The organism is Mesobaculum littorinae, from assembly GCF_004011175.1.
GTDB lineage: Bacteria > Pseudomonadota > Alphaproteobacteria > Rhodobacterales > Rhodobacteraceae > Tranquillimonas > Tranquillimonas littorinae.
Genome location: NZ_RQXX01000001.1, coordinates 801,853 through 827,643, shown reverse-complemented (window position 1 = coordinate 827,643; position 25,791 = coordinate 801,853). Strand labels below are relative to the sequence as shown.

The following is a 25,791-nucleotide window of genomic DNA, read 5'->3' as shown; positions in this document are numbered from 1 at the left end:
GCCCGGGGCGGCGGTTTTTCATTGCTGGGCTGGTCGGGGCCACCCTCGACGTCGACCGGTCCGGGCCCGCGAGGTCAGACCATCGCGGCAAGCGTCGCCAGGACAGCAAGCTCGGTCATCTGCTGCGTCGCGCCGAGGATGTCGCCAGTCTGGCCGCCGATCTTGGATCTGGCGATTGCCCCGCAGGCCCAGGTGACCGCGGCGACGACCAGCACCAACAGGATGGCGGCCCAGCCGCACAGGATCAGCGTCATGACCACCGCAATGCCGGCCCCCAGCGCGGCCGTCGGCCGGTCGGGCCGACCTGTTGCGACCGACAAGCCGTCGGCGCGCGCATGCTGCAGGGCAGCCGCCAGGGCGCCCATGGCGGCCCGCGACAGCATTGCCGCGGCCACCAGCGCGGCCCCCGCGCCCCCCGCCACGCAGAGCGTGGCCAACGCCGCCCACCGCAACCCAATCGACAGGATCAGGGCCAGCACGCCGTAGCTGCCGATGCGGCTGTCGCGCATGATCTCCAGGCGCCGCGCCTTGTCGTGCCCGCCCCAAAGACCGTCCGCAGTGTCTGCCAATCCATCCTCGTGCAGTCCACCGGTTATAGTCGTGCCGACCGCCAGGGCCATCCCGGCGGCAAAGGCGGGCCCCACGGACATTCCCAGCGTCGCCGGGATTGCTGCGAAGAGCCCCACCACGCCGCCCGCCACGGGCCAGGCCCAGGCCGCGCGCGCGCCCCGGGGCGTGACGATATGCGGCGCGGGCAAGCGAGTCAGCAGCGCCAGCGCCTCGGCCAGATCTGCGGTGCGGGGGCGGAGGGGGTCGGACATTCGTCGTTTCCGGGATGGTGAAGGCCTGACACAGCGTTAAACACGATGGCAGAGAGGTTCAACGAGGGGGCGACATGACCACTGCCGAAGTCCAGAGCATTGCCGATATACGTGCGCGGCTGACCGACCTTCCGCAGCCGGACGGCAGCGCCATCGCCGCCGCCCGCGCCCGCAACGGGATGCTGACCAAGCCGCCCGGCGCACTGGGACGGCTTGAGGATCTGGCGATATGGTATGCCGGCTGGCGCGGCGATGCGCGTCCCGACTGCACCACCCCGCTGGCGCTGGTTTTCGCGGGCAACCACGGCATCGCCGCCCGCGGCGTGTCGGCCTTTCCGCCCGAGGTGACGGCCCAGATGGTCGCCAACTTCCAGGCCGGGGGCGCGGCGATCAACCAGCTTTGCCGGGCGATGGGGGCGCGCATCGCGGTCCATGCGCTCGACCTCGACACGCCCACCGCCGACTTCACCGCCGGTCCGGCGATGGACGAGGCTGGGCTGGTCCGTGCGGTCAGGGCGGGGTGGGACGCGGTCGACACCGATGCCGATTGCCTGATCGCGGGCGAGATGGGCATCGGCAACACGGCCTCGGCTGCAGCCATCGCGGGGGCGCTTTACGGCGGCGACTGGGTGGGCCCGGGTACCGGCGTTGCGGGCGATGCGCTCGAGGCCAAGCGCCGGCTGGTGGCCGAGGGCATCGCCGCGCACCGCGCGGTCCTGTCCGACCCGATCGAGGTTCTGCGGTGCCTGGGAGGGCGCGAAATCGCCGCCATGGCAGGGGCGATCCTGCGCGCGCGGCACCTGCGCATCCCGGTGATCCTCGACGGTTTCATCTGCACCGCCGCCGCCGCGGTGCTGGAGGTCGCTGCCCCCGGGGCGCTGGACCATTGCGTCGCGGGCCACGGGTCAGCCGAGACGGCACATGCGAGGTTGCTGGATCGCCTGGACAAGGCGCCCCTGTTGTCGCTGGGGCTGCGTTTGGGCGAAGGGACGGGCGGCGTGCTGGCGCTCGGCGTGCTGAAGGGCGCCCTTGCGTGTCACTCTGGCATGGCAACCTTTGACGAGGCCGGGGTGGCCGGGGGCTAGGCGCCGGCCACCCCGGCGCGCGGGCGTCGGGCAGGGCCGACCTGTCCCGGCCGTTTAGTCCTGCCGGTCGTTTTCGGCCAGTTCGGCACGGGTGACCGCGTCGGCCTCATCCTCGTCGTCATCGGGGTCGCCCACCAGGATGTCGGTGTCAAACCGCTTCATCAGCTCGGATTCCAGTTCGTTGTTCAGCGCCCGCGCGCGTTCGATGTAGGCGTCGTTGCGCGATACGGGCAGACCGGGGATCCACAGCTCGGCCAGGTCACGCAGCGCCGCCCGGTCCAGACGGTAGAACGTGCGCTCCATGTCAGACGCCTCGCGGTCGGTCATGCCCATGTTCTCCAGCACGTAACGCCCGGCGCGCAGCGAGGAATCGAAAAGCTCGCGCACGATGTCGTTCGCGCCCGCGCGGTAGAGCTTGTAGACATGCACCCGGTCGCGGGCGCGCGCGACGATGTGCAGGTCGGGGCGCCGCCGCCGCGCGTATTCGACCAGCCGCACCGCCGCTGCACCGTCATCCATCGCAACGACCAGCACCCGCGCGGTGTCCAGCCCCGCCGCATGCAGAAGCTCGGGCCGTGTCGGATCGCCGAAGAACCCCTTGAACCCGAAGCGCCGCATCAGCTGGATCGTGTTCAGATCGTGGTCCAGCACGGTGGTCTGGAACCCGGCCAGCTGCAGCATCCGGTTGACCACCTGTCCGAAGCGGCCGATGCCCGCGATGATGATCGGCTGCTGATCGTCGATCTCGTCGGGCTCGGGCGTTTCGGGCACCGGCGCGCGGCGGGCAAGCTTGTCATAGGCGATGAAGAAGAGCGGGGTCAGCAGCATCGACAGCGCGATGACCAGCAACAAAAGCTCGCCCAGGTCGGCGGGCAGAACCGATTGCTGCAGCGAGAAGGACACGAGCACGAAGCCGAACTCGCCCGCCTGCGCCAGCCCGAGGGTAAAGAGCCAGCGGTTGCGCATCCCCATGCGGAACACCCGCGCGATGATGTAAAGGACGAGCCCCTTGGCGAACATCGTCAGCAACGTCAGCCCCAGGATCGTCGTCGGCGCGTCGAAGAGAACCTGGAACCGGATGCCCGCGCCCACGGTGATGAAGAAGAGGCCCAGAAGCAGCCCCTTGAAGGGTTCGATCGCCGATTCCAGCTCGTGCCGGAACTCGGTGTTGGCCAGGACGACGCCCGCCAGGAAGGTGCCGAGCGCGGGCGAAAGGCCCACGACCGACATCAAAAAGGCGATCCCGATCACGATCAGAAGCGCGAAGGCGGTGTAAAGCTCGGGCAGCTTGGCGACGTGCAGGTAGCGAAAGATCGGCCGCGTGGCGAAGGCCCCGAACAGGATCACCAGCCCGACCGCGCCGAGAGTCGCCAGGGTCACGCCCCAGGCGGGCAGGGCGTCGATCATCGCGACGGCCGCCTCGGCATGGCTCGCCGACACGGTTTCGCTGCCGGGAACGGTGGTATGGGTGTCGACTGTCGCATGCCCCAGCGCACCGGGTATCGCCAGAAGCGGCAGCAGCGCCAGCATCGGGATCACCGCGATGTCCTGCGTCAGCAGCACAGAAAAGCACGACCGCCCGCCATTGGTCTGCATCAGGCCCTTCTCGGTCAGCGTCTGCAGCACGATCGCGGTCGAGGAAAGGGCGAGGATCATGCCGATGGCGATGGCCATGGTCGGTGGCTGTCCGAAGGCCATCGCACCGCCAGTGATCACGGCCATCGTGCCTACGACCTGCAGGCCACCCAGCCCCAGAAGACGCATCCTCATGTCCCAGATCGCCCGGGGCTCAAGTTCGAGCCCGATCAGGAACAGCATCATCACCACGCCGAACTCGGCAAAGTGCTGCAGGTCCGCGGTTTCCGAGCCCACGAGCCCGAAGACCGGGCCGATGGCGATCCCGGCGATCAGGTACCCCAGAACCGAGCCCAGCCCCAGCCGCACCGACAACGGCACCGCGACGACCCCGGCCGCGAGGTAGAGGGTGGCTTGGAACAGGAAACTTTCCATCAGAGCTCCGTCGGCTGGACCGGGACTGCGCGGCCCTGCGCGGGACGGGCGATGCAGTCAACATAGCAGCGTTGCCGCATCATCCCAGAGCAGCTCGGCAAAGTGTCAGGATTTACGTCGCAGCGTCCGCGCCTGCGTCCGGCGTCCGGTGGGGCACGAACGGTGCGGGCCGCGGTTCGGGCCGGGGATCGGCGACGCCGGCTTAGCCGTTGGGCATCGACAGGGTGAAGTTGCGCCCCGACTTGACGTAGCGCAGATCGGATTCGCCGATCGAGGCAATGCGCCCGCCGTCGATGCTGTCGCCGACCTTGACCTTGACGAAGCGGCCCGAAGGCAGGCGCAGCAGCGCCCGCCGGTTGGCGCCGCCGCCGAAAACGCCGACCAGGTTCAGCCGCCGCAGGTTGATCGCGCCGTCGGTGGTGGCGCTGCTGGCCACCGAGGCCGATGTCGGATTGCGCGGCTGCACGACCGAGGCCGCGGCAGGCGCGGCCACCGGGGCCTGTGCCGGGGAGGCTGCGGGGGCGGCGGCTACCGCAGCCGCGCGCTGTTCGACGCGCGCGGGGCGGGCGGCCGGAACCGGCGAGCGGTCGAGTGCGAAGGGGCTGATCTCTGCAGGCTCTTCCAGCGACGCGACCTGTTCCCCGGTCGTGGCGGCGGGGTCCGCCGTGCTTGCTGCGGGATCGGCGGCACCATCCAGCGCCTGCGCAGCCAGTGAGGCGCCCGAGGCTGCGACGGCGGCGGCGACGGCCTCGGCCGCCAGATCGTTTGGCCGGGGCTGGGGCGTCCGGTCTACGAGGGCCGAGGCCGGAAGGTCCACCACCGGGGCCGTATCCTCGGGGCCCTCGGCCGTCTCGGTCTCGTCGGTCGAGGCTCCGGCGGCCGTGTCCGCATCCGCATCTGTGGCCTCTGCAGCGCCCTCTGCCTCGGCGACATCTTCAGGGCGCGGGGCGGGATCGGGAGCGGCAGCTGTCTCAGTCTCGGTATCTTGCTCGGCCGCCGGCGCCGCCGCTTCGGTCAGCGTTTCGGGGCGCTGGCGTGGTCGGACCGTGGGGGTGCTCGCGTCGGGGCGCAAGGTTTCGGGGATCGGCGGTCCGCCAATGGGACGCGCGGGCATGTCCGGGGGGCTGACCGGCGGCGCGCCCGCGGTCACGCGGATGCCGTCGGGCGAAATCGCGCCCTCGGGCGTCGCGACGACCCGGCCATCGGGGCCGAGCTCGATTTCCACCCCCGCCGGTGCGGGGGGCGGCGGCGAGGTCGGCGCAGTCGGCACGTCGCTGTCGGGCAGCGCGGGCACCGCCGCCTCGGGCGCAAAGGCCACCGTGGGGTCGGTGCTGGCGAGGTAGAGGGATTCCAGCCTGTCGCCCTGCGGATCCTGAGGCGCCTCGGGCGACAACGGCCAGATGCCTGTCGCCGCATAGCGTGCCGCGGCCTTGTCGGGCGTGACGTCGCCAGAGGTCGCGGCGGTCCCGTCCGTCAGCGCGTCGGCGGCGCCGCCGAGGGGCGCACCCAGCTGGGGCGTTGCCGCGGCGATCCGACCAGCTTCGGAGGCCTCGGGCAAAATGGGTTCGGGCGCCTCTGCGGTGGTCTCTCCCAGCGGCACGGTGGGCGAGTCGATCCCGACCGAGGTTTCGTCGGCCGGGACCATCGCGTCGGGCCCAGTGCCGGCGATGGTGCCGTCGGGCCCGGTGGCCGAGGACGGGGTGCCCTGCGCACTGTCGCGGGGCAGCGCAAGGCCGACCTCGGCTTCGTCCGGCTGGGCCACGTCTTCGCCACGGCCGGGACCCAGAACGAGATAGGCCGCCCAGATCCCGATGGCGGCGATCAGCGCGATGGCGATCGCGATCACCAGTGGGCTGCGCCCGCGGGCGTCGTCGGCCACGCGCGCGCGCTCGCCGAAGACCGTCATCGCCTGGGTTTCGTTCTTGGCGCGGGTCGCGGTGATCGCGCCGGCGCGGGGGCCCTTCGCCCCCTTGGCGCGCGGCGTGGTCACCGGGGCGAGGCTGGCCTCGGCCGGGCCGCTGTCGGGCAGGTCCCCCGCCCCACCCGGGGTGGTCGAGGTCGCCGCGCCGGCGCCCAGGGCAGCCGCGCCCGCCACTGCGGGGCCCGGGGCCCCGCGCCGCAACGCGGGGCCGGGGGACAAGTGTCCGGCAGACGCCGCCGGCGCGCCGGGGCGGGTCGCGGCGTCGGGCGTGGCCCCCGTGGGCTGGTCTGCGCCGGGCACGGCAGAGGGCGGCGCGGTGTCGATCGGAGGTCCGCCCTCGGGGATCGACGCCGAGCGGGCAGCGATGGCCCCGGGCCCATTCAGGGAAGGAACCGCAGCCGCGTCGGGGCGTGCCTCGGGGTCGTCTTCGGGTTCCTGGTCCAGCGTCGGATCTGCCGCCTGCGCCGGGTCCGCAAGCGGCTTGCGGCGCGAGGTGAAGGACAAGGCGCGATCCGTTTCGACCTCCGGCCCGGCCTCGGCATCGGACAGCTGATCCGGATCCGCCGGTGAAAGGTCCGGAGACGCAGTCGACGCGGGGCCGCCGATGTCGTGGGGATCCTGCAGGCCTTCGTCATCCTCAGGCTCGGGATCTTCGAGCGAGAGAACCTCTTCGGCCGGCCCGGCCTCCAGCGGGGCGGCCGGGCGGCGATGGATCACCGGAGCAGATCGGCGCCGCGGCGCGGGGACCTCTTCGGTGTCCGCCTCGGGGCCCGCGGTCGCAGCCTCGCCATTGTCGGACCCATCGGTCGGGGCATCACCGCTTTCCCGCGCGAGGCGGTCGAGATGCTGCTGGACGAGGGGGGGAACAGGCGTCGGGTCTTTGCCCTCCATTCCGCTGTCATCGATCGCCCCGGGGGCGTCGTCGGCCGTCCGGTCCTGCCGCGTGGCAATGGCCTCGGCCGTGGGCGCGGTGGCCTCTTCAGGGCCGGACATGTGCCACGGACGCAGCGCGGGATCGTCGTCCGCGTCGTCGGGAAGATCGGCAACCGGGGGGACGTCGTTCGTTGCATGAGCGTCAGGCTCACCCTCATCGGACAGCGGCTGGTCATCCACGCCCCCGTCGTCCGGCGCGTTCTCGCTGTCGCGGCCCGTGCCGCCGGGAACCGGCGCGGTGTCGCCGTCGCCGCCCGGGGCGGCGGGGTCCGCCTCTTCCTCGTCGGGGCTAGGCGGGTCCAGCGGGGCGGTCCCGCCCGCACCCGGGCCCTTGCCCGGCACCGGCGCGGGGGTCTCGGCACCGTCGGCCGGGGGCTCGTCCACCCCGGGGCCTGGAGGCGCACCGGCGGCCACGGGGGACGACGCCGGCTTGTCGGTCGGCGAAGCCTCGGACGGCTGACCCTCCTGCGGGGCCGGGGCATCGGCCGGAATTTCCTGTTCGGTCACTGCGGGCTCGGTCACCTCGCCCGCGGCGGGCTCGGGCCGTGCGGCAGGGGCCGCGAAGGGGGCAGGCGTGCCCTCCTGCCGGGCGAGCGCGGTCCAGGTTTGGCCGAAATTCGGGTTGCCCCGGAACGTGCCGGGCTTGGGCCGCGTGGAAAAGCGGACCGGGTTGAACCCGTAGCTGACGGCAAACTGCTCGGCCTCGGACAGGGTGTCACGGGCCACGGCGGCCACCAGGGCCTGACCGTCGGACGGGCGCCAGTCATAGACGAGATCGTCAAGGTCGTAGGGTGTCATCCCCTCCAACCCCTGGCGCACGGCAGCCGCGCGCGAGTCGCGGTCGGGGCCGGGCGCATCGACCGAGGTATAGAGAACCTCGGATTCGGGGATCAGCAGCAGACACCGCATCTGCCCCTTGATCTGCGCCTGCGCCTGATCGCGAAGATCGGCGATGTGGCGGTCGAAGTCGGGATCGTCGAGCGCGACCTGTCCGAGGACCGGCTCGCCCTCTTTCGTCAGGTGCAGCAGCCGGATGCCGGTATGCGAAAGGTCGAGGGCGAAGTTGGGCTTCATATCAACGGTCTAATCGTCCTGTCCGAAGAGGTTGAGTCCTCTTGCGCGTCGAACCATTGGTATAGCAGCTTTCCGCCGAATTAAACAAAAGACCTTCCCGTTACCGGCGCGGGGTCCCAATGTCGCGACGCCCCTCGGGCCGGGATCGGTCCGGCCGGGGGCGCGCAGTCAAAAGGGAAGCTTCATGAACACCCGGATCATTTCCGCCCTCACGGTGGCCCTTCTGTCGGGCACCGCCGCCTATGGGCAGGCCGACACGCCACCCGCCCCCCGGCCCATGGCCGCGGCCGAGGCGGGCCGAATCACGGTGCAGGGCACCGGCACCACGCGGCTGGCCCCCGACATGGCGACGATCACGCTGGGCGTGACCGCCGAGGCCCCCGAGGCCGCGGACGCCATGGCCGACACCCAGCGCCGCGCGGCCGAGGTGCTGGACACCCTCGTTGCCGCCGGGGTCGAGGATCGCGACGTGCAGACCAGCTCGGTCGAGCTTTACCCCCGCCGCGACGACAGCGAGGCCAGCCGCCAGCAGGGCGAGCCCCCGATCGTCGGCTATGTCGCCACCAACCGGATGACGGTGCGGGTGCGCGATCTTGCCGACCTCGGGCCGCTGATGGACGATGTCGTCGGTGCGGGCTCGAACCTGTTCCAGGGGCTGAGCTTCGGCCTGTCCGAGCCCGAGCCGGCCGAGGACGAGGCCCTGGCCGACGCCGTCGAGGATGCGCGGCGCAAGGCCGAGATCCTGGCGCAGGCCGCGGGGGTTACGCTGGGCCAGCTTGAGCGGATGGACGAAAGCGGCGGCAACCGGCCCTATCCTCCGCAGATGATGGAGATGCGCGCGGTGAGCGACTCTGCGGGCGGCATCGCCGAGGGCGAGCTTGAGATCAGCGCGAACGTGCTGGTGACATGGCGCGTCTCCGAAGGGGGCGACACCGGCCCGGCAGCCCCGGCCGCCGCCGACTGACCCCGCGGGTCCAACCCCGCCCCGGACGCAAGATCCGGGGCGGGGGCTGTCGATCAGCCGACCGCCTTGGCCAGCGCCTGTCCGAGGTCGGCGATCAGGTCGTCGGCATCCTCGATCCCGATCGACACGCGCACCACCTCGGGGCCGGCACCGGCCGCGCGCTGCTGATCCTCGGTAAGCTGGCTGTGCGTGGTCGAGGCCGAGTGGATGATCAGCGACCGCGTATCGCCAAGGTTCGCGACGTGGCTGAAAATGTCCACGGCGTCGATCAGGCGGACGCAGGCCTCGTACCCGGCCTTGAGCCCGAAGGTGAAGAGCGCGCCCGCGCCCTTGGGGCAGACCGTCGGCACGCGGTCCTTGTAGGGCGACGACTCGAGCCCGGCGTAGCTGACGAAGCTGACGCGCTCGTCCTGCTCCAGCCAGGTCGCGACCTTGATCGCGTTGGCGACATGGCGCTCCATCCGCAGGCTCAGCGTCTCGATCCCCATGAGGGTGTAATGCGCCCCCTGCGGGTTCATCGTCATGCCCAGATCGCGCAGCCCGACGGCGATGCCATGGAAGGTAAAGGCCGCGGGGCCGAACGTTTCGTGGAATTTTAGGCCGTGATACGCGGGCTCGGGCGCCGAGAGCGAGGGGAACTTGTCGGAGGCCGACCAGTCGAAGGTGCCCGCGTCGACCACCACACCGCCCGTGACCGTGCCGTTCCCGGTCAGGTACTTGGTGGTCGAATGCACCACCAGCGTCGCGCCCAGTTCGATGGGGCGGCAGAGGTAGGGCGTGGCCGAGGTGTTGTCGACGATCAGCGGCAGCCCGGCCTCGCGCGCGATGGCGGCGATGGCGGGGATGTCGGTGATGTAGCCGCCGGGGTTGGCGATGCTTTCGCAGAACACCGCGCGGGTGTCGTCGTCGATGGCGGCGCGCACGGCGGCCTCGTCATCGAAATCGACGAACTTGGCCGACCAGCCAAAGCGGCGGATCGTCTGGCTCATCTGCGTGACGGTACCGCCGTAAAGCCGGGTCGAAACGACAACGTTGCAGCCCGGCGCCATCAGCGGGAACAGCGCCATGATCTGGGCCGCATGCCCCGACGAACAGCAGACCGCGCCCGCGCCGCCTTCAAGCGCGGCGATGCGGTCCTGCAACGCGGCGACGGTAGGGTTGGTCAGGCGCGAATAGATGAACCCGACTTCCTTGAGGTTGAACAGGCTCGCAGCATGGGCGGCGTCGCGAAAGACGAAGGCGGTCGACTGGTAGATCGGCACCTGGCGGGCGCCGGTCGCGGGGTCGGGCTTGGCGCCGCCGTGGATCTGAAGCGTGTCGAAGGCCAGCGGACGGTCGGTATCGGATGCGCTCATGTGGGTCCTCCCGAAGCTATGAGGTAACGATGGGCCCAGCTCTAGGCCAAGGCGGGCGGACGGACAATCGCCCGTGGTGGACCGCGACGGGTTAGGGGCGCAGCCCCGCATCGGCAAAGCTGGCGCCGGGCGTGTCGCCCTGACGTCCGATCACGCTGAAGGATCCGTCGCTTTCCAGGATCACGGCCGCCACATCCTTGGGGTCCGAAGGCGTGGCGTTGCGGATGACCGTCATCAACTCCTCCCGCGTCACCCGTTCGCGGGCAAGGGCCGCGGCGCAGACCTCGCCCTCGCGCATCAGAAGCGTCGGCTCGGACCGGACAAGCCGCGCGAACCCGGAGCTTGCCACCGATAGCCGGGCCACGATCCATTGCAGCCCGATGAGCGTGGCAAAGGCTGCGACGCCCTCGGCCAGCGCCACGCTTTCCGACAGCAGGATCGTGGCCAGCGTCGAGCCCAGCGCGACCGTAACCACGAGGTCGAAGGCGTTCAGCTTGGCCAGCGTCCGCTTGCCCGAGATCCGCAGCGAGAGGACCAAAAGCGCATAGGCCAGCGTACCCACGAGCACGGTCCGCAGCACGCCGGTCCAGTTCTGAAACAGCATGTCTTCTATCATTGGGGGGCGAACGTTCCCCGGCGCCCGTTAGTTGCGTGCCCCGGGTCGGATAAGATCCGGCGTCACCGCATCCAGAGCTTCGCGCGCTTGATGCGGCGGCGAATCTGCTCTTCGCGCCTTGGCAGGTCGTCCTGATCGAAGAGCGCCCGCACCTTGCGGCCGCGTCCCTGCAGGATCATGCGCTGCATCGGCTCATGCGCCTTCAGCACCTTCTTGATCTTGTTGTCCTGCAGGAGCTCTTCGACCAGCGTCACAACGGCCTCGGGTTCACGCGCGTACAGCAAGGGCAACAGCCGGTAGTGGCAGCTGACCTCGCCGTCGAGCAGGCCGTCGGGGATTGTCTGCCGCCCGCCACCGAAGCTGTGGATGACGAGCGGCAGGGCGATCTGGTCCAGCCACGGGTCCATCGACTGGCAGACGAGTTCGGCCGGCGGGGCGTCGCGGATCGCCGTGGCATAGTCCAGAAATCTCTGCCCGAAGGTCTGCGGGCTGCGGTGAAAGAACCAGCCTGCGTTGAAATAGAGGTAGCGGCGCCAGTATTCGTCGGGCTGCGACAGGTCCAGCGAGCTGTCGAAATCCAGCCCGAACCGGTCGTAGAGCGCGCACCAGATCTGGGTGTAGCCGGGGCCGTAGAGCTCGATCTCGGGCCAGGTGCCCGTGCGCCTGAGAGAGGCCGAGGGGCGGTCGAAATCGAAGGGGACCTGGCTTAGCGGCCCGGTGATCAGCGTGTCACTGTCGAAGAAGACGAAGGGCGCGTCGGGCAGGGCAGTCAGCGCCTCGATCTTGTTGCCGTAGGGGTAGGCGGCGCCGAACGCCCGGGACGGGAAGGGCAGGATCTCGGCGCCCAGCGTCTCGGTCAGAAGATGGCGCAGGGCGGGGTCCGAGATGCGCGGGTCTTCGGGCCAGAGGGGGCCGGGCTGCGGTTCGGCGACGAACAGGCGTCCACGAAAACCGGGATCGCTGCGCCGCAGGGAGGCCGCGAAAAGCGCAGCTTCATAGCCCAGACGACCAGACTGGCCGACGACCACGATGTTGAAGTCCGCCCCGCTTTGCGTGTCCGTCTGCATTCCTGTCGGTCCGCCGTCGATAGATTGCCATCAGACGTGCAACAGGGGCACGCCCACCCCCCCTACACCTTGGGCAGGGCCGGGGAAAAGGGGGCGGTGCCCGATCCCTTGGGTCGACGATGGGGGCGCGCCCCGTCATGGGGCGCGATGCGGTGACGCCTGGGCGGCAGCGCCTTCGAAGGGCAGTTGCTTAGGCCGGCGCAGGTCGCGCGTTTCAGGACGCCTTGTCCGGCCGCAGGGACCGTGGGCGGACGGACAAGTTGTGCAAGGGCGCTGACGGCGCAGGCCGCGGCGTCTAGCCCGCCGCCCGGCGGGCGGGTGGGACGCTCCCAGTGGCAGGGCGGTCCATGGCGGCGACGGGGTCGCCGGCGGCCATCGCCTCCAACCGCTCGGCCATGGCGGCCAGTCGGCCGAACCGCTCGCTCGCGCCGGTCAGAGCTTCGCGCCCGGCGGCGATGTCCCGTCCCAGCGTGCTGTCGCCCTTGCCGAGCGGCGTGGACGCAATCGAGGTGCCGAGGTCGTCGGCCAGGCGCGAAATCTCGTCGGCCGCCTCGCGTGCGGGGTCTGGGGGCGGCCCGGCCTCGTCGTTGTCCGCCGCGGCGGGAAGATCGTTGGAGCAATCGGCGATCTCGTTGACGCTGGCCGTCAGATCCTGCAGCGCGTCGGTGATATCCCGCGTCAGGTTGCGCAGCTGCTGGCTGACCTCGCTCATCGCGCGGCCCTCTTCGCCGATGCGCGACGATACGAGGATCGCGTTCAGCCCCAGGATCGTCATCTTGCTGTCGAACACCGCCAGTTCGGCGATGCCGCTGACCACGCCGGTCATCAGGCTGGACGGGTCGGTGTCTCCGGCCGCGCTGTCGGGATCTGGCCGCTGGAGCTCCTTCAGCCGGGCAAGCCGGTCCACCAGCATGCGCGCCCCGTCGGTCAGGTGCTGCACCGTGGCCAGCCTGTCCGCCGCTACCCCTTCCGAGGTGCGGGTTTCGGCCATCTGGCTAACCCGACTTCCAAGGCCGCTCAGGGCCTTTGCCGCCGGGTCTGTCACCTGCAGTCCCGCAGCGGCCGTCGCCGCCAGGCGCTGCGCCGCATCGGCAGTTTGCAGACCCCGGTCGGGCCCCGAGGCGGCGGCCGCGCGGGCCAGGGCCGCGTCGACGGGATCGAGCCGCAGGTCCCACGCCTCGCCGCCCTGAAGATCGGCGCGCAGCTTGTCGAACCGCGGTTGCAGGGGCCCGAGCCCCGCTTGCAGCCGCGTTGCCGCCGAGGGCAGGGTCCGGTCCACCGACAGCGTCTGGGCCTGCGTCACGACCTGGTCGATGCAGGGCACGACCTCGGAGAGGGCAAAGGCCCCGGCCGCCCGCGCGGTCTGGCGCAGCGCGCCCAGCCGCACGAGGCCCGCCGTCATCCGCACCTCGACCCCGTCGAGCGTCGCCGCCATCTGGCTGAACAGGTCGCGCATGTCCTTGGCAAAACTGTCGAGCGTCCCGTCGGAGACGGTGATCGACCCCGATACGACCTGCGCGTTCATCGCGACCAGCGACGCGGCGCGGGCCAGCCTGCGCAGCTCCTGCAGTTTCAGGCGGGCGCCGCCGACCAGCCCGTCCAGACGATCCGCCGCGGTTCGATGGCGTTCGAAATCATGGCGCATGGCCTTGGCCTCGCGCTGCAGCAGCGTGGCAAGGTGCGCGATCTCCTGCAGCGCCTTGGGCGACACCCGTTCGGTAAGGTCGGCGAGCGCGGCGGTCTCGCCCTCGATCCCCTGCGTGGCGCGGTCGACGGCGGCGCGCGCCTCGTCCAGCAGGGGCGACAGCTCCTGACGCAGGGTGCTCAGGGACTGGCGCAGAGGAGCGATCCGGCAACCACGTGAGGCGGGGCGGGCAAGGGTCATCGCGGACTCCGTTCTTTGTGCCATTCGAGGATTTCGGCGGGCAACCGGTCAAGCGCCACGGCCCGGTCCGAGGCGCCGATCTTCAACCCCTCGCGGGGCATGCCGAAGACGACGCAGCTGGCTTCGTCCTGGCACAGCGTCTCGGCCCCGGCCTGGCGCATCTCCAGAAGCCCGCGGGCGCCATCATCGCCCATACCGGTCATCAGGATCCCCATGGCATGGGCGCCCACGCTTTGCGCGACAGACCGGAACAGCACATCGACCGACGGGCGGTGACGCGAGACATAAGGCCCGTCGAGCGTCTTGACCCGGTAGTCGCGGCCGTTGCGTTCGACGAGCAGGTGATGACTGCCCGGCGCGATCAGGGCGCGCCCCGGGACGAGCTGGTCGCCATCTCGCGCCTCGGACACCGCTATTCGGCAATGGGCATCGAGCCGCGAGGCAAAGGCTGCGGTGAACTTCTCGGGCATGTGCTGGACGACGACGACGGGCGGCGCCGTCTCGGGCAGCTGGCGCAGGACCGACAGCAACGCCTCGGTCCCGCCGGTCGAGGCGCCGATGGCCACGACAGGGGTGAGCGCCCCGCCTGACGCCCGTGCCGCCGCCCGCGGCAGGATCGCGTCCGCGCTGAGTTTCGGACCATTTCCGGTAGAGGACGGGACGGGGGCTGCCGGTGCCCGGGCGGGCGCTGCAGGCTGACCCGCGGACCGCGACCGCCTTGCCGTGCCGTGGCGGGCCTGCGCGGCGGCCCGGATCGCGTCGCAGATGCGGATCTGCGCTTCGCTACGCTCGGCGTCGGTGGCGATGCTGGGCTTGCCGATGACCTCGGCCGCGCCGATTTCAAGCGCGCGCAGCGCGGCGTCGGACCCGTGCTGCGTATGGCTGGAGCAGATCACCACCGGCATCGGACGCTGGCGCATGATCTGCGACAGGAAGGTCAGCCCGTCCATCCGCGGCAGTTCGAGGTCCAGAAGCATGACGTCCGGCACCTGCCGGCGCATCACCTCGGCCGCGTCGAAGGGATCGGTTGCCGTTGCCTGCACGTGCAACCCGGGGTCCGAGGCGATCAGCGCCTTGAAGGTCGCCCTGGCGGTCAGGCTGTCATCGACGATCAGCACCTGGATCGGGGTTTCGGCTGTCATCGGCCCAGCCCCCTGGCAGCGAAACAAGGTGCAGGTCCGCCGGACGGCGCGAGAGCGTCCGCGAACCCGCTGCGCGACCGGTCCCGGCGCGTCCCGGGTCCGTCCCCTCGCTGGAGCTTCGCGGAAGGGACAGGGGGGAAGGGATCGCCGACAAGGGCCGTCGCGGCGGGGGGGAAGGTCTGCAACTGCGCTCTCCATCCGTTCGGGGATCACCGGCGGGATAGCGGCACAGGTTTAACCAGACGTTAGTGCGCGGCCGCAGCCATGCGAAACCTCCGCGAAAACATGCGGCATTCTTTGCATTTTCCGCGAGGGCGGTGCCACGCGCGGCTCAGGTGCCGCAGAAGGTCTGGCGGACCACCTCGTCCTGCAGCGGCGGCAGGGCGTAAACGGCATCGGCGCTCCACGGGTCGCCCGTTGCCGCGACGAGCGCATGGAAGGGCCCGAAATCTTCGTCGAGCGCGGCGGCGATGACGGCCTCGATCCGGTGGTTGCGCGGGATGACCGGCGGATTGGCCCGGCGCCAGACCTCGTCCGGCGCCATGCCGCGGGACCGCCGCGCGCCCCAGGCCTCGGACCAGCGGTCGAAGGCCTCGGGATCGGTAAACTGCGCCCGCGCCGAGCCGTCGCGCAGGCCCGCGAAGGTCAGGGTGAAATCGGCCCGGCCCTGCGCCATCCGGTCCATGAGCGCCTGGATCAGGTCGGCGTCGCCCTCCTCGGCACCCGAAAGCCCGAGCTTGGCGCGGAAGACATCCAGCCACGCGGCGGCAAAGCGCGCGGGAAAGCGGTTGACGACCTCGCTCGCCCGCTCGATCGCGCGGTCCTGATCGGGGTCGATCAGCGACAGGAGAGACGTCGCCAGCTGGGCCAGGTTCCACGCGGCGATCTCGGGCTGCCGGGCATAGGCGTAGCGTCCGGTCTGGTCGATCGACGAGAACACCTGCCCGGGATGATAGGCATCCATGAAGGCGCAGGGGCCGTAGTCGATGGTCTCGCCAGCGATCGAGCAGTTGTCGGTGTTCATCACCCCATGGATGAAGCCCACCCCCAGCCAGCGCGCGACCAGGTCGGCCTGTGCCTGCACCACGGCGTCGAGCAGGCCCAGTGGCCCTTCGGCCTGCGGATAGTGCCGGGCGATGCAATGCGCGACGAGCGTTTCCAGCGCCGCGTGATCCTGTCTTGCGGCGAAGTACTGGAAGGTGCCCACGCGGATATGGCTGGCGGCGACGCGGGTCAGGACGGCGCCGGGTAGGGCGCGTTCCCGGCGCACCGGTTCGCCCGTGCTGACGGCCGCCAGAGCCCGGGTCGTGGGAATGCCGAGCGCTGCCATAGCCTCGCTCACCACGTATTCGCGCAGGACGGGGCCCAGCCACGCGCGGCCGTCCCCCATGCGCGAGAACGGCGTCGGGCCCGCACCCTTCAGCTGGATGTCGCGGCGGCGGCCCGCGCTGTCCATGACCTCGCCCAGAAGGATCGCGCGGCCATCGCCCAGTCGGGGCGACCAGCCGCCGAACTGGTGTCCGGCATAGACCTGCGACAACGGCTCCGCCCCCTCGGGCAGGCTGTTGCCGGCCAGCATCGAAACGCCCTCTGGGCTTTCAAGCATGGCGGGATCCAGCCCCAATTCCTGCGCGAGCGCGTGGTTGACGCGGATCAGGCTAGGGTCGGCCACCGGCGTCGGCGCGAGGCGGGCGAAGAACCGGTCGGGAAGGCGCGCATAGCTGTTGTCGAAGCGGAAAGGCACTGCCGTCCGGCCCGTATCGACGGCAGCATCGGCGGCAGCATCGGCAGAATTGGTGGCGGTGTCGGTCATGGCGGGCCTCCTGATCCCCCCAGACATAGGCGCGACCGACCCGGCTTTGCAGGGGGTCAGAACCGGCGGGTGGTCGAAATCCGCCCGTCGGCGGCCCGGAAACCCAGCCGCCGGGTCAGGCCCAGCGTGCGACGATCGTCGGCGTCGACATCGACATGAAGGGCGCGGACACCGTGGCGGGCAAGCCCGGGAATGATCAGCGCCAGGGCCTCGCGCGCCATGCCGCGTCCGCGGACGCCCTCGCGCACGAAGATCTCGTCGACGCGCCCCTCGATCCCGGCGGCGGCCACGGACCAGGCGAAGGCGATGACGACATAGCCCACGGGCGTCTTGGGCGGGCCGATCAGGTAGGCCACGCCATGCGGCGACCCCTCCAGCAGCGGGGCGAGAGCGGCGCGGCGGGTGTCGTCCTCCTGCACGATGCCCGCATGGGCGTGGAAGGCGGCGACGAGCCGTGTCAGCCGGTCGAGATCCTCCGGCGTGGCAAGGGTGACGCTGACGGTCATCGGATCGGCCAGTAAAGCGGTGTCAGCGGTATGAGGGCCCGCGACCGGGTATCCAGCAGCTCGTAACGGTCGGTCAGTTCCGCGACCAGCGCTTCGAGCGTCAGCAGGGTCACGGGATGGCGGGCGCGGTCGGCTTCGTACTGCGCGTCCTTGGTGAAGCCGCCGGTCGACACGTAGAGCCCGCGGTCGCCGTCGCGCAGGGTGCCGATGAAGGACCGCAGATCGGGCGCGGTGATCGCGGTGCGGCTGCGGTGCTTGACCTCGACCAGGATCCGCGGCGATTCAAAGCCCAGCCCATCGCGCGAGGCCAGGATGTCCTGGCCGCGGTCGGCGCCGATCTTCGACACCCGCGTGCGGTAGCCCATCGCCCGCAGAAGGCCGGCGACAAGCTCCTCCATCTCGCGCGGCGACAGGCGTGTCACCATGTCGGCGATCAGTTCGACCGACCGTTTCGCAAGGGCCTCGTAGCTTTGCCCCTCGCGGGTTTCTTCCTCGGTCTCCTCCTCCGCGTCGCCCGTGACGTTGCCGGTCTGGGCCGGAGAAGGAGGTGGTGTCGCGGCCGGGGCGCCGACCGGCGCTCCAACCGGCGCCTGCCGCATGAGTTCGGACCGCGCAGGCTCTCCGATGCGGAACAGGGTCGAGATTGACCCCAGCGTATTGCGGGCCGCCGAAGACAGATCCTCGCGCGCTGTGTCGTGAAGCCAGGTGACGGGGCGCACGTAGACATGCGGCGTCTCGAGCGCGGGCGCCGAGAGCGGCTGGTCGGTCAAGGTTGCCGGACCGGCGATCCGTCCGACCTTGTAGGTCCGCGTGTTGGGGTCGTAGGTCACGACCTCGTCGCCTTCGGACAGCACCCGGAAAAAGCGGTAGAGGACGCTGGCCCCCTGTTTCGCGTCTTGCGGCGCAAGCTCGGTGACGGCCAGCCGCGCGGCGAAATCGTCGCGCGACCTGAGGGGGGTGACGTCGCCCGCCTCGGACCAGCCGACCGAGACGAGGCCTCGGTCGGCGAACTGGTCGAAGAAGACGCCGCCCTGCGCGGCACGGACCATCCACATGGTCATCCGCGAAGGCGCCCCAATCTTTCGGTCAGCAGCGCAAAGAACCCATCGGCATCGAGATCGCCGATAAAGGTCGCGTTGGCCGGGCGGTCCGTCACGCCCCACCAGTCGGCTACGGTCATGCCCCGCGTCAGGTCGGAAACGGTCTCGATCTCGACATTGATGTGACGGCCCGAGAACAGCTCGGGCGCCAGCAGGTAGGCGGTGACGCAGGGGTCGTGCAGCGGCGCGCCGTTCGACCCGTACTTCTCCTTGTCGAAGCGTTCGAAGAAATCCGTCATCTCGGCCACGGCGCGGCCCACCGGCGTGCCGAGCGCGCGGAACGCATCGTTGCGGGCCGTGGTGACCAGCGCCTTGTGCGTCACGTCGAGCGGCAGGACCGTCAGCGGTACGCCGGCGCGGAACACCGCCTGCGCGGCCTCGGGGTCGACATAGATGTTGAACTCGGCCGCAGGGGTGATGTTGCCGACCTCGAAATAGGCGCCGCCCATCAGCACGATCTCGGCGATGCGCGGCGCGATGTCGGGGGCCCGCGCGAAGGCCGCCGCGATGTTGGTGAGCGGCCCCAGAGCGCACAGCGTCACGCTACCCTCGGGTTCGGCCCGCAACGTCTCGATCAGGAAGTCGACAGCGTGGGTGTCCTGCAGCGGCACGGTGGGGTCGGGCAGGACGGGACCGTCCAGCCCGGTGCGGCCGTGAACATGCTCGGCCGTCACCAGCTTGCGCGACAGCGGCCGGTCGCAGCCGGCAAAGACCGGAACCTCGGGCCGACCGGCAAGCTCGGTCACGATGCGCGCGTTGCGCGCCGTGAGGTCGAGCGGCACGTTGCCCGCCACGGCAGTGATGCCCAGCACCTCAAGCTCGGGCGAGGCCAGCGCCAGAAGGATGGCGACGGCGTCGTCCTGGCCGGGATCGGTGTCGATGATGATCTTGCGCATCACAGGGCCCCGCAGCTTACCGCGCCCGAGGACGCCGTTCGCAGGGGGGCCGGGCCGGTGTCGCGGGGCATGTGGGACAGACCGCTCATGCCAGCCGGTCCAGGATGCGGGCCCAGGACCGGGTGCCCTTGTGGAAGCTCTTCATGTCGTATTTCTCGTTGGGGCTGTGGATCTGGTCGCCGTCGCGACCGAAGCCGATCAGCATCGAATCCATGCCGAGGATAGATTTGAAATACCCCGCGATCGGGATCGATCCGCCGGCGCCGATATAGGCGGCCTCGTTCGGCCACTCGTCGCTGAGCGCCTCGCGTGCCGCTTCGAAGGCCGGGTCCGAGATGTTCATGACGCTGGCCTGCGACGCTCCGTGGCCATGGAACTCGACCGAGCAATCCTCGGGAAGCTGCGCCTCGACCATCTTGCGGAAGCTGTCGCGGATCGCGTGGGGGTCCTGCGTGCCGACCAGGCGGAACGACACCTTGGCATGCGCCTCGGCGGGCAGCACGGTCTTGAAGCCGGCGCCGGTGTAGCCGCCCCAGATCCCGTTGATTTCGGCCGTTGGCCGCGACCAGATCTGTTCCAGCACGCTGCGCCCCTCTTCGCCCGCGGCCTGCGACAGGCCCACGGCCCCGAGGAAGGCCGCGTCGTCGAACCCGAGCGCCTGCCACTGGTCGCGCAACTCGTCCGTCAGTTCGGGCACGCCGTCGTAGAAGCCCGGCACGGTGATCCGCCCGGTGTCGTCGTGCAGGGTGGCGAGGATCTTCGACAGCACCCGGATCGGGTTGATCGCGGGACCGCCGTAGAAGCCCGAGTGCAGGTCACGTTCCGGCCCGCGAATGGTGATCTCCTCGCCCAGAAGCCCGCGCAGCATGGTGGTAATTCCCGGCGTGTCCTCGGCGAATAGCGAAGTGTCGCAGATCAGCGCGACGTCGGCCTTCAGCTCTTCGGCGTTCGCCTCGAGGAAGGGGACGAGCGAGGGCGAGCCCGACTCCTCCTCGCCCTCGAAGAGGAAGGTGATGCGGGGCAGGGGGACGCCCGCGGCCTTCATCGCGCGGCAGGCCTCGACAAAGGTCATGAGCTGCCCCTTGTCGTCCGAGGCGCCGCGGCCGCGGATGACCCGGCCATCGGGCGTGTCCTGAACTTCGGGGTCGAAGGGCTCGCGGTGCCACAGGTTCAGCGGGTCGACCGGCTGCACGTCGTAGTGTCCGTAGAACAGCACGTGGCGGCCGCCCGTGCCGTTGTCGCCGCCGCCATGTCCCACGACCATCGGCCGCCCCGGTGTCGCGCGCTTCTCGGCCTCGAACCCGAGGCTGCGCAGATCCTCGACCAGCCAGTCGGCCGCGGTCTCGCAGGCCTCGGCATAGGCCGGGTCGGTCGAGATCGAGGGTATCCGCAGCAGCCGCAGCAGCCGGTCGGTGGCATTGGGAAGTTCGGCGTCTATATGGGACAGAACGGCGTCGAGGGTCATGGAAATCCTTCCTGATCGCGAGATGTCCGGACACTAACAGCCCGCCGGGCATAGTCCAGCGCGACCCGGGGCAATCCGCCGGGCGCCCCGGGCCACGGCCCGTCAGCGGGCGCGACGCAGACCGCCGGGCCCGCCCGGCACATCAGGTCCGCGGCCCCGCCACGGCCCGGCCCATGCAGGGTCAGTGCCAGGCCGCCCGCCCGGACCGATATGGAAGGAGACGACATGACCGCAGCGATCCGCGCCACAGGCCTTGCAGCCGCCCTCGCCACGCTCGTTGCCGGAGGGGCCACCGCCCAGGTAGCCAGCGAATCCACCGCCGCTGGACAGCTCTTCGCGGCCGACCGCACCGGCCTGCAGATCTCGAACGCGCTGAGCGCCGAAGATCAGGGCACCGTGCAACGGCTGATCCCGCTTTTCGAGGAACAGCAGGGCGGGCCCATCGGGTACTATACGACCATCGCCTATTCCCCGGCCGACGGCCTGGTGTCCGAGGGACTGCAAAGCGCGGTGGGCTATCACAGTGTCGCCGCCGCCGACCGCGCCGCGATTGCCGCATGCAACAGCGCCAGCGCCAGCGGCGGCTGCCAGGTCGCCGCGCGGATCGTGCCGCGGGGCTACTCCGACCGGTCGCTGACCCTGTCGTCCGAGGCCACCGCCGCGTTTGAGAGCGACTACCGCGGCAGCCAGGGGCCCAAGGCGATGGCCGTTTCGCAATCGACCGGCGCCTGGTCCATCGCCCGCGGCGCGGACGCCGCAGGCCTTGCGCGCGTGGACTGCAATAACGAAACCGGCGCGCAGGATTGCCGCACGGTCATCGCGGACTGATCCGCCGCGATTTGACCTCGATCATGTCGCGGCCGGCGGTGCCGCGGCATGACACCTGCGCAAGGCGCGGCAAAATGCGCCTGTCGTTCGCGGAAAAGGTGGTCTAGACACAATGGAACAGAAACGCTTTTGCCTCAGAGAGGTGGCAAGGGCGGCCGGGACGCAGCCGGCCGCGATCGCACAGGGGACGACCGATTTGAACTATTCGGCACGGATCGACGAAAGCCTCGCGCGCCTGCACGAGGAAGGTCGCTACCGCACCTTTATCGATATCGAACGGCAGAAGGGCCGGTTTCCGCACGCGCTCTGGCGCCGTCCGGACGGCACCGAACGTCCCGTCACCGTGTGGTGTGGCAATGACTACCTGGGAATGGGTCAGCATCCCGCCGTGCTGGAGGCGATGCATGAAGCGATCGACGCCACCGGCGCGGGATCGGGCGGCACCCGGAACATCTCGGGCACGACGATCTACCACAAGCGGCTGGAGGCCGAGCTTGCCGACCTGCACCACAAGGAATCGGCGCTGCTGTTCACCTCGGCCTACATTGCCAACGACGCGACATTGTCGACGCTGGCGAAACTGTTTCCCGGTCTGATCATCTATTCCGACGCGCTGAACCACGCCAGCATGATCGAGGGCATCCGCCGCAACGGCGGGGAAAAGCGGATCTTCCGGCACAACGACACGGCGCATCTGCGTGCGCTGCTCGAAGCCGACGATCCCGCCGCGCCCAAGCTGATCGCGTTCGAGTCCGTCTACTCGATGGACGGGGATTTCGGCCCGATCGAAGAGATCTGCGATCTGGCGGACGAATTTAACGCGCTGACCTATATCGACGAAGTGCACGCCGTCGGCATGTACGGCCCCCGCGGCGCGGGCGTGGCCGAGCGTGACGGGCTGATGCACCGGATCGACCTGATCAACGGCACGCTGGCCAAGGCCTATGGCGTGATGGGCGGCTACATCGCGGCGAGCGAGAATTTCTGCGACGCCATCAGGTCTTACGCGCCGGGCTTCATCTTCACCACGTCGCTGCCGCCTGCCGTTGCGGCCGGGGCCGCGGCCAGCGTCGCGCATCTCAAGACCGATCAGGACCTGCGTGATCGTCACCGGCAGCAGGCCAATGCGCTGAAGCTGCGGCTGCGCGGTCTGGGCCTGCCGACCATCGATCACGGCAGCCACATCGTCCCCGTCCACGTGGGCGACCCGGTGCACTGCAAGATGCTGTCGGACATGCTGCTCGAAGATTTCGGGATCTACGTGCAGCCGATCAACTTCCCCACCGTGCCGCGCGGTACAGAACGTCTGCGCTTTACCCCGTCGCCCGTTCATGGCCCGGCAGAGACCGATCATCTGGTGCGCGCGCTGGACGCGCTGTGGTCGCATTGTGCGCTGAATCGCGCCGAACTTGCGGGCTGACTGTCAATTCTAAGTGGCCGGGTGCGGTAACGCTGTGGTAACATTGCCTCAGGCAACCGGCGCGTCGAATCGCCGGGCAGACGGGGACAAGACGCAGTGAGCACCGCAGTCATCACGGGGCATCGGCCATGATCGGTCGATTCCGCATGACCGAGGAGGTTGCCGAAGCCGACCAGCGCGGCTTCGACGACTTTGACCTGCGTCTTGGCGACGTCATGCGCGGCGAACGCGCGACGCTGGGCAAATCCCTGTTGGACGTTCAGCGAGAGCTGAAGATCAAGGCGACCTATATCGCCGCGATCGAGAATGCCGACCCCTCGGCCTTTGAAACCCCCGGCTTCATCGCGGGCTACGTCCGGTCCTATGCGCGTTACCTCGGGCTCGACCCGGAATGGGCCTACAAGGCCTTCTGCGCAGAGGGTAATTTCGAAACCGCCCACGGCATGAGCCACGCGGCCTCGGCCAAGCGCCAGACGACCGAGCCCCGGCAGCAGACCGGTGAAAAGCGCGATCCGCTGGCGGATTCGCGGTTTACCCAGCGGCCCAAGGGCGATGGGTTCCTTGCCCGGATCGAACCCGGGGCCATCGGCTCGGTCGCCGTGCTCGTCGCCCTGATCGGTGTGATCGGCTATGGCGGCGTGTCAGTTCTGAAGGAAATCCAGAAGGTCCAGTTCGTCCCCGTCGATCAGGCACCGGTCCTGGCGTCGGAGCTCGACCCGCTGGCGGGCGCCACCACGCAGCCAGAGGTGGGCGAGGACGTCGCGGGCCTGCCCGCGCAAACCGCCGAGGCTTTCGACCGCATCTACCGCCCCGAGGCGCTGGAGGTTCCGGTGCTGACCGCGCGCGACGGTCCGATCGCGGCGCTCGACCCGCTTCAGACGGGGTCGCTCGCCCCCGGCGGCGACGGGTTCCGCGCGCCGCAACCCGGCGATGCCGCGCTGCGCGAACGCGCCGCGATGGCCGCGCTGGAAGGCCCGGCAGCCGGCGATCCCGGCACCGTGCTGCTGGAGCAGGCCCGGCTGGATGGCGGGGACATGCAGGCGCTCACCTCCGGCAGCGCAACCGACCTTGCCGTGGCCGAGGCGCTGGGGCAGGGCGGCGACCTGGCGGGTCCCAAGGTGCTGGCCGATGGCGTGCCGCAGGTGATGGTTCTGGCTGTGCGTCCCTCGTGGGTAAGGATCAAGTCGGCCGAGGGCACGGTACTGCTGGAAAAGATCCTGCAGCCCGGCGACAACTTCGTCCTGCCCAAGACCGAGGCACCCGCGACCCTGCGCACCGGTGAATCCGGTGCGATCTATTTCGCGGTCAATGGCCAGACCTACGGCCCAGCCGGCGGCGCCGGGCAAGTCACGGGCAACCTCAGCCTTGCCGCGGCCGACCTGACGCAGGTCTATGATGTCGCCGATCCCACCTCGGACGGCGATCTGCGGGTGCTGCTGGCCGAGCTCGACCTGACGCCCGCCTTTCCCGGCGCGGCCCAAGACGCCGCGTCCACGGGCGGGCGCTAGGGGACGGAAGTCGTCGGGCTGGGCCGTGCTGGCCCGGGCGTGATCGCCCATTGGCCCGGCTCCCATTGCGGGCGCGACCTTCATGGCCTATTTCGGGCGCAAGGGGCCCGCCACTGCGGGCCCGCCGACCCTGCGTTCCGTCCCTTGGACAAAGCAGACCGCGGTTTCGCGCAACCGACAGTGACAGGAAGGCCCGTCCGATGTCCCTGAACCCCGTTCGCCCCTGGCGCAGCATCGACCGGCGCAAATCGCGCCAGATCCACGTAGGCAACGTGCCCGTGGGGGGCGATGCACCGATCGCCGTGCAGACGATGACCAACACCGACAGCGGCGATGCCCGTGCCACCATCGCGCAGGTGCAGGCCTGTGCCGAGGCCGGGGCGGATATCGTCCGCGTTTCCTGCCCCGACCAGGCGGCCACCGCGGCGCTGCGGGACGTGGTGCGGGAAAGTCCGGTGCCGATCGTCGCCGACATCCATTTTCACTACAAGCGCGCGATCGAGGCCGCCGAAGCGGGCGCGGCCTGCCTGCGGATCAATCCCGGCAACATCGGCGACGACACCCGCGTCAAGGAGGTCATCCGCGCCGCCAAGGACCATGGATGTTCGATCCGCATCGGCGTCAACGCCGGCTCGCTTGAGCGCCATCTGCTGGAAAAATACGGTGAACCCTGTCCCGAGGCGATGGTCGAATCCGCGCTCGACCACATTCGCATCCTCGAGGACAACGAGTTCCGCGAATACAAGATTTCGGTCAAGGCGTCCGACGTGTTCCTGTCGGCCGCGGCCTACCAGGGCATCGCGGACGCCACGGACGCGCCGATCCACCTAGGGATCACCGAGGCCGGCGGCCTGGTCTCGGGAACCATCAAGTCCGCCATCGGCCTGGGCAACCTTCTCTGGATGGGCATCGGCGACACGATCCGCGTCTCGCTGTCGGCCGATCCGGTCGAAGAGGTGCGCGTGGGCTACGAGATCCTCAAGTCGCTGGGCCTGCGGCACCGGGGCGTCAACATCATCTCATGCCCCTCCTGCGCGCGGCAGGGGTTCGACGTGATCAAGACGGTCGCAACGCTGGAAGAGAGGCTGGCCCATGTGAAAACGCCGATGTCGCTGTCGATCATCGGCTGCGTGGTCAACGGCCCGGGCGAGGCGCTGATGACCGACGTGGGCTTTACCGGCGGCGGCGCGGGGTCCGGCATGGTCTACATGGCGGGCAAGCAAAGCCACAAGAAATCCAACGCCGAGATGGTCGATCACATCGTCGAACTGGTCGAGAAGCGTGCCGAGGAGATCGAGGCCGAGAACGCCGCCGCGGCCCAGGCCGCCGAATAGCGCCGCTTCGCGACGGCGCGTGCGCAGGTCTATATAGGAGGGGCAGGG

At 69.9% G+C, this 25,791-nt stretch carries 19 protein-coding genes; 6 read left to right on the top strand and 13 right to left on the bottom strand.

Features of this window, described 5'->3' with window-relative positions; genetic code table 11:
- Positions 1–74 precede the first annotated feature (74 nt).
- A complete protein-coding gene (gene cobS, locus EKE94_RS03785; protein ID WP_127905246.1) occupies positions 75–821 on the bottom strand; it encodes an adenosylcobinamide-GDP ribazoletransferase in 747 nt (248 codons plus the stop codon).
- A 74-nt stretch (positions 822–895) separates the two neighbouring features.
- On the opposite strand from cobS, the gene cobT reads away from it, so the two are divergent.
- Entirely contained in the window at positions 896–1,906 is a 1,011-nt protein-coding gene (gene cobT / locus EKE94_RS03780) for a nicotinate-nucleotide--dimethylbenzimidazole phosphoribosyltransferase (RefSeq protein WP_127905245.1), read from the top strand.
- A gap of 54 nt (positions 1,907–1,960) precedes the next feature.
- Here the strand turns inward: cobT and EKE94_RS03775 are convergent, their stop codons facing one another.
- Positions 1,961–3,916, bottom strand: a complete 1,956-nt coding sequence (locus EKE94_RS03775; RefSeq protein WP_127905244.1) for a cation:proton antiporter domain-containing protein — start codon at positions 3,914–3,916, stop codon at positions 1,961–1,963.
- A 202-nt stretch (positions 3,917–4,118) separates the two neighbouring features.
- A complete protein-coding gene (locus tag EKE94_RS03770) occupies positions 4,119–7,844 on the bottom strand; it encodes a hypothetical protein (RefSeq protein WP_127905243.1) in 3,726 nt (1,241 codons plus the stop codon).
- A gap of 184 nt (positions 7,845–8,028) precedes the next feature.
- Here EKE94_RS03770 and EKE94_RS03765 point away from each other — a divergent pair, with 184 nt between their 5' ends.
- Positions 8,029–8,808, top strand: coding sequence for an SIMPL domain-containing protein (locus tag EKE94_RS03765; protein WP_127905242.1), 780 nt, complete (start codon positions 8,029–8,031; stop codon positions 8,806–8,808).
- 53 nt (positions 8,809–8,861) lie between these two features.
- On the opposite strand, the gene EKE94_RS03760 is transcribed toward EKE94_RS03765, so the two are convergent.
- From EKE94_RS03760 to EKE94_RS03715, 10 genes are all read right to left on the bottom strand, one after another.
- Positions 8,862–10,163, bottom strand: a complete 1,302-nt coding sequence (locus tag EKE94_RS03760; RefSeq protein ID WP_127905241.1) for an O-acetylhomoserine aminocarboxypropyltransferase/cysteine synthase family protein — start codon at positions 10,161–10,163, stop codon at positions 8,862–8,864.
- Positions 10,164–10,254: 91 nt separating this feature from the next.
- A complete protein-coding gene (locus EKE94_RS03755) occupies positions 10,255–10,779 on the bottom strand; it encodes a DUF421 domain-containing protein (protein WP_127905240.1) in 525 nt (174 codons plus the stop codon).
- A gap of 62 nt (positions 10,780–10,841) precedes the next feature.
- Positions 10,842–11,846, bottom strand: coding sequence for a hypothetical protein (locus tag EKE94_RS03750; RefSeq protein ID WP_127905239.1), 1,005 nt, complete (start codon positions 11,844–11,846; stop codon positions 10,842–10,844).
- Positions 11,847–12,141: 295 nt separating this feature from the next.
- Complete coding sequence (locus EKE94_RS03745) at positions 12,142–13,731, bottom strand: hypothetical protein (RefSeq protein ID WP_127905238.1); 1,590 nt, start codon at positions 13,729–13,731, stop codon at positions 12,142–12,144.
- Positions 13,728–14,873, bottom strand: coding sequence for a protein-glutamate methylesterase/protein-glutamine glutaminase (locus EKE94_RS03740; RefSeq protein ID WP_127905237.1), 1,146 nt, complete (start codon positions 14,871–14,873; stop codon positions 13,728–13,730). The genes EKE94_RS03745 and EKE94_RS03740 overlap by 4 nt, the downstream gene beginning before the upstream one ends.
- Before the next feature lie 331 nt (positions 14,874–15,204).
- Positions 15,205–16,686 carry a protein adenylyltransferase SelO gene (locus EKE94_RS03735; RefSeq protein WP_127905236.1) on the bottom strand — a complete coding sequence of 494 codons (1,482 nt, stop codon included), beginning with the start codon at positions 16,684–16,686 and terminating at the stop codon, positions 15,205–15,207.
- 56 nt (positions 16,687–16,742) lie between these two features.
- Complete coding sequence (locus EKE94_RS03730; RefSeq protein WP_127905235.1) at positions 16,743–17,192, bottom strand: GNAT family N-acetyltransferase; 450 nt, start codon at positions 17,190–17,192, stop codon at positions 16,743–16,745.
- Positions 17,189–18,253 (bottom strand): restriction endonuclease, encoded by a 1,065-nt coding sequence (locus EKE94_RS03725; protein ID WP_127905234.1) that lies wholly within the window; start codon positions 18,251–18,253, stop codon positions 17,189–17,191. The genes EKE94_RS03730 and EKE94_RS03725 overlap by 4 nt, the downstream gene beginning before the upstream one ends.
- The gene (locus tag EKE94_RS03720; RefSeq protein WP_127905233.1) at positions 18,250–19,188 is read right to left on the bottom strand and encodes a nucleoside hydrolase; all 939 of its coding nucleotides are present in this window, start codon (positions 19,186–19,188) and stop codon (positions 18,250–18,252) included. The genes EKE94_RS03725 and EKE94_RS03720 overlap by 4 nt, the downstream gene beginning before the upstream one ends.
- 85 nt (positions 19,189–19,273) lie before the next feature.
- A complete protein-coding gene (locus EKE94_RS03715) occupies positions 19,274–20,653 on the bottom strand; it encodes a M20/M25/M40 family metallo-hydrolase (RefSeq protein WP_127905232.1) in 1,380 nt (459 codons plus the stop codon).
- A gap of 225 nt (positions 20,654–20,878) precedes the next feature.
- Between EKE94_RS03715 and EKE94_RS03710 the strand changes: the two genes are divergently transcribed.
- The 4 genes from EKE94_RS03710 (at position 20,879) to ispG (ending at position 25,743) form a co-directional block, all read left to right on the top strand.
- Positions 20,879–21,481, top strand: a complete 603-nt coding sequence (locus EKE94_RS03710; protein WP_127905231.1) for a hypothetical protein — start codon at positions 20,879–20,881, stop codon at positions 21,479–21,481.
- 196 nt (positions 21,482–21,677) lie between these two features.
- Positions 21,678–22,901 carry a 5-aminolevulinate synthase gene (gene hemA, locus EKE94_RS03705; RefSeq protein WP_127905230.1) on the top strand — a complete coding sequence of 408 codons (1,224 nt, stop codon included), beginning with the start codon at positions 21,678–21,680 and terminating at the stop codon, positions 22,899–22,901.
- A gap of 128 nt (positions 22,902–23,029) precedes the next feature.
- Complete coding sequence (locus EKE94_RS03700; RefSeq protein ID WP_127905229.1) at positions 23,030–24,409, top strand: helix-turn-helix domain-containing protein; 1,380 nt, start codon at positions 23,030–23,032, stop codon at positions 24,407–24,409.
- 200 nt (positions 24,410–24,609) lie between these two features.
- A complete protein-coding gene (gene ispG / locus EKE94_RS03695; RefSeq protein WP_127905228.1) occupies positions 24,610–25,743 on the top strand; it encodes a flavodoxin-dependent (E)-4-hydroxy-3-methylbut-2-enyl-diphosphate synthase in 1,134 nt (377 codons plus the stop codon).
- The last annotated feature ends 48 nt before the right edge of the window (positions 25,744–25,791 follow it).

Bases quoted from the DNA above. Each gene is read 5' to 3' on its own strand.
- cobS (WP_127905246.1), bottom strand. From the start codon at position 821: ATGTCCGACCCCCTCCGCCCCCGCACCGCAGATCTGGCCGAGGCGCTG.
- cobT (WP_127905245.1), top strand. From the start codon at position 896: ATGACCACTGCCGAAGTCCAGAGCATTGCCGATATACGTGCGCGGCTG.
- EKE94_RS03775 (WP_127905244.1), bottom strand. From the start codon at position 3,916: ATGGAAAGTTTCCTGTTCCAAGCCACCCTCTACCTCGCGGCCGGGGTC.
- EKE94_RS03770 (WP_127905243.1), bottom strand. From the start codon at position 7,844: ATGAAGCCCAACTTCGCCCTCGACCTTTCGCATACCGGCATCCGGCTG.
- EKE94_RS03765 (WP_127905242.1), top strand. From the start codon at position 8,029: ATGAACACCCGGATCATTTCCGCCCTCACGGTGGCCCTTCTGTCGGGC.
- EKE94_RS03760 (WP_127905241.1), bottom strand. From the start codon at position 10,163: ATGAGCGCATCCGATACCGACCGTCCGCTGGCCTTCGACACGCTTCAG.
- EKE94_RS03755 (WP_127905240.1), bottom strand. From the start codon at position 10,779: ATGATAGAAGACATGCTGTTTCAGAACTGGACCGGCGTGCTGCGGACC.
- EKE94_RS03750 (WP_127905239.1), bottom strand. From the start codon at position 11,846: ATGCAGACGGACACGCAAAGCGGGGCGGACTTCAACATCGTGGTCGTC.
- EKE94_RS03745 (WP_127905238.1), bottom strand. From the start codon at position 13,731: ATGACCCTTGCCCGCCCCGCCTCACGTGGTTGCCGGATCGCTCCTCTG.
- EKE94_RS03740 (WP_127905237.1), bottom strand. From the start codon at position 14,873: ATGACAGCCGAAACCCCGATCCAGGTGCTGATCGTCGATGACAGCCTG.
- EKE94_RS03735 (WP_127905236.1), bottom strand. From the start codon at position 16,686: ATGACCGACACCGCCACCAATTCTGCCGATGCTGCCGCCGATGCTGCC.
- EKE94_RS03730 (WP_127905235.1), bottom strand. From the start codon at position 17,192: ATGACCGTCAGCGTCACCCTTGCCACGCCGGAGGATCTCGACCGGCTG.
- EKE94_RS03725 (WP_127905234.1), bottom strand. From the start codon at position 18,253: ATGACCATGTGGATGGTCCGTGCCGCGCAGGGCGGCGTCTTCTTCGAC.
- EKE94_RS03720 (WP_127905233.1), bottom strand. From the start codon at position 19,188: ATGCGCAAGATCATCATCGACACCGATCCCGGCCAGGACGACGCCGTC.
- EKE94_RS03715 (WP_127905232.1), bottom strand. From the start codon at position 20,653: ATGACCCTCGACGCCGTTCTGTCCCATATAGACGCCGAACTTCCCAAT.
- EKE94_RS03710 (WP_127905231.1), top strand. From the start codon at position 20,879: ATGACCGCAGCGATCCGCGCCACAGGCCTTGCAGCCGCCCTCGCCACG.
- EKE94_RS03700 (WP_127905229.1), top strand. From the start codon at position 23,030: ATGATCGGTCGATTCCGCATGACCGAGGAGGTTGCCGAAGCCGACCAG.
- ispG (WP_127905228.1), top strand. From the start codon at position 24,610: ATGTCCCTGAACCCCGTTCGCCCCTGGCGCAGCATCGACCGGCGCAAA.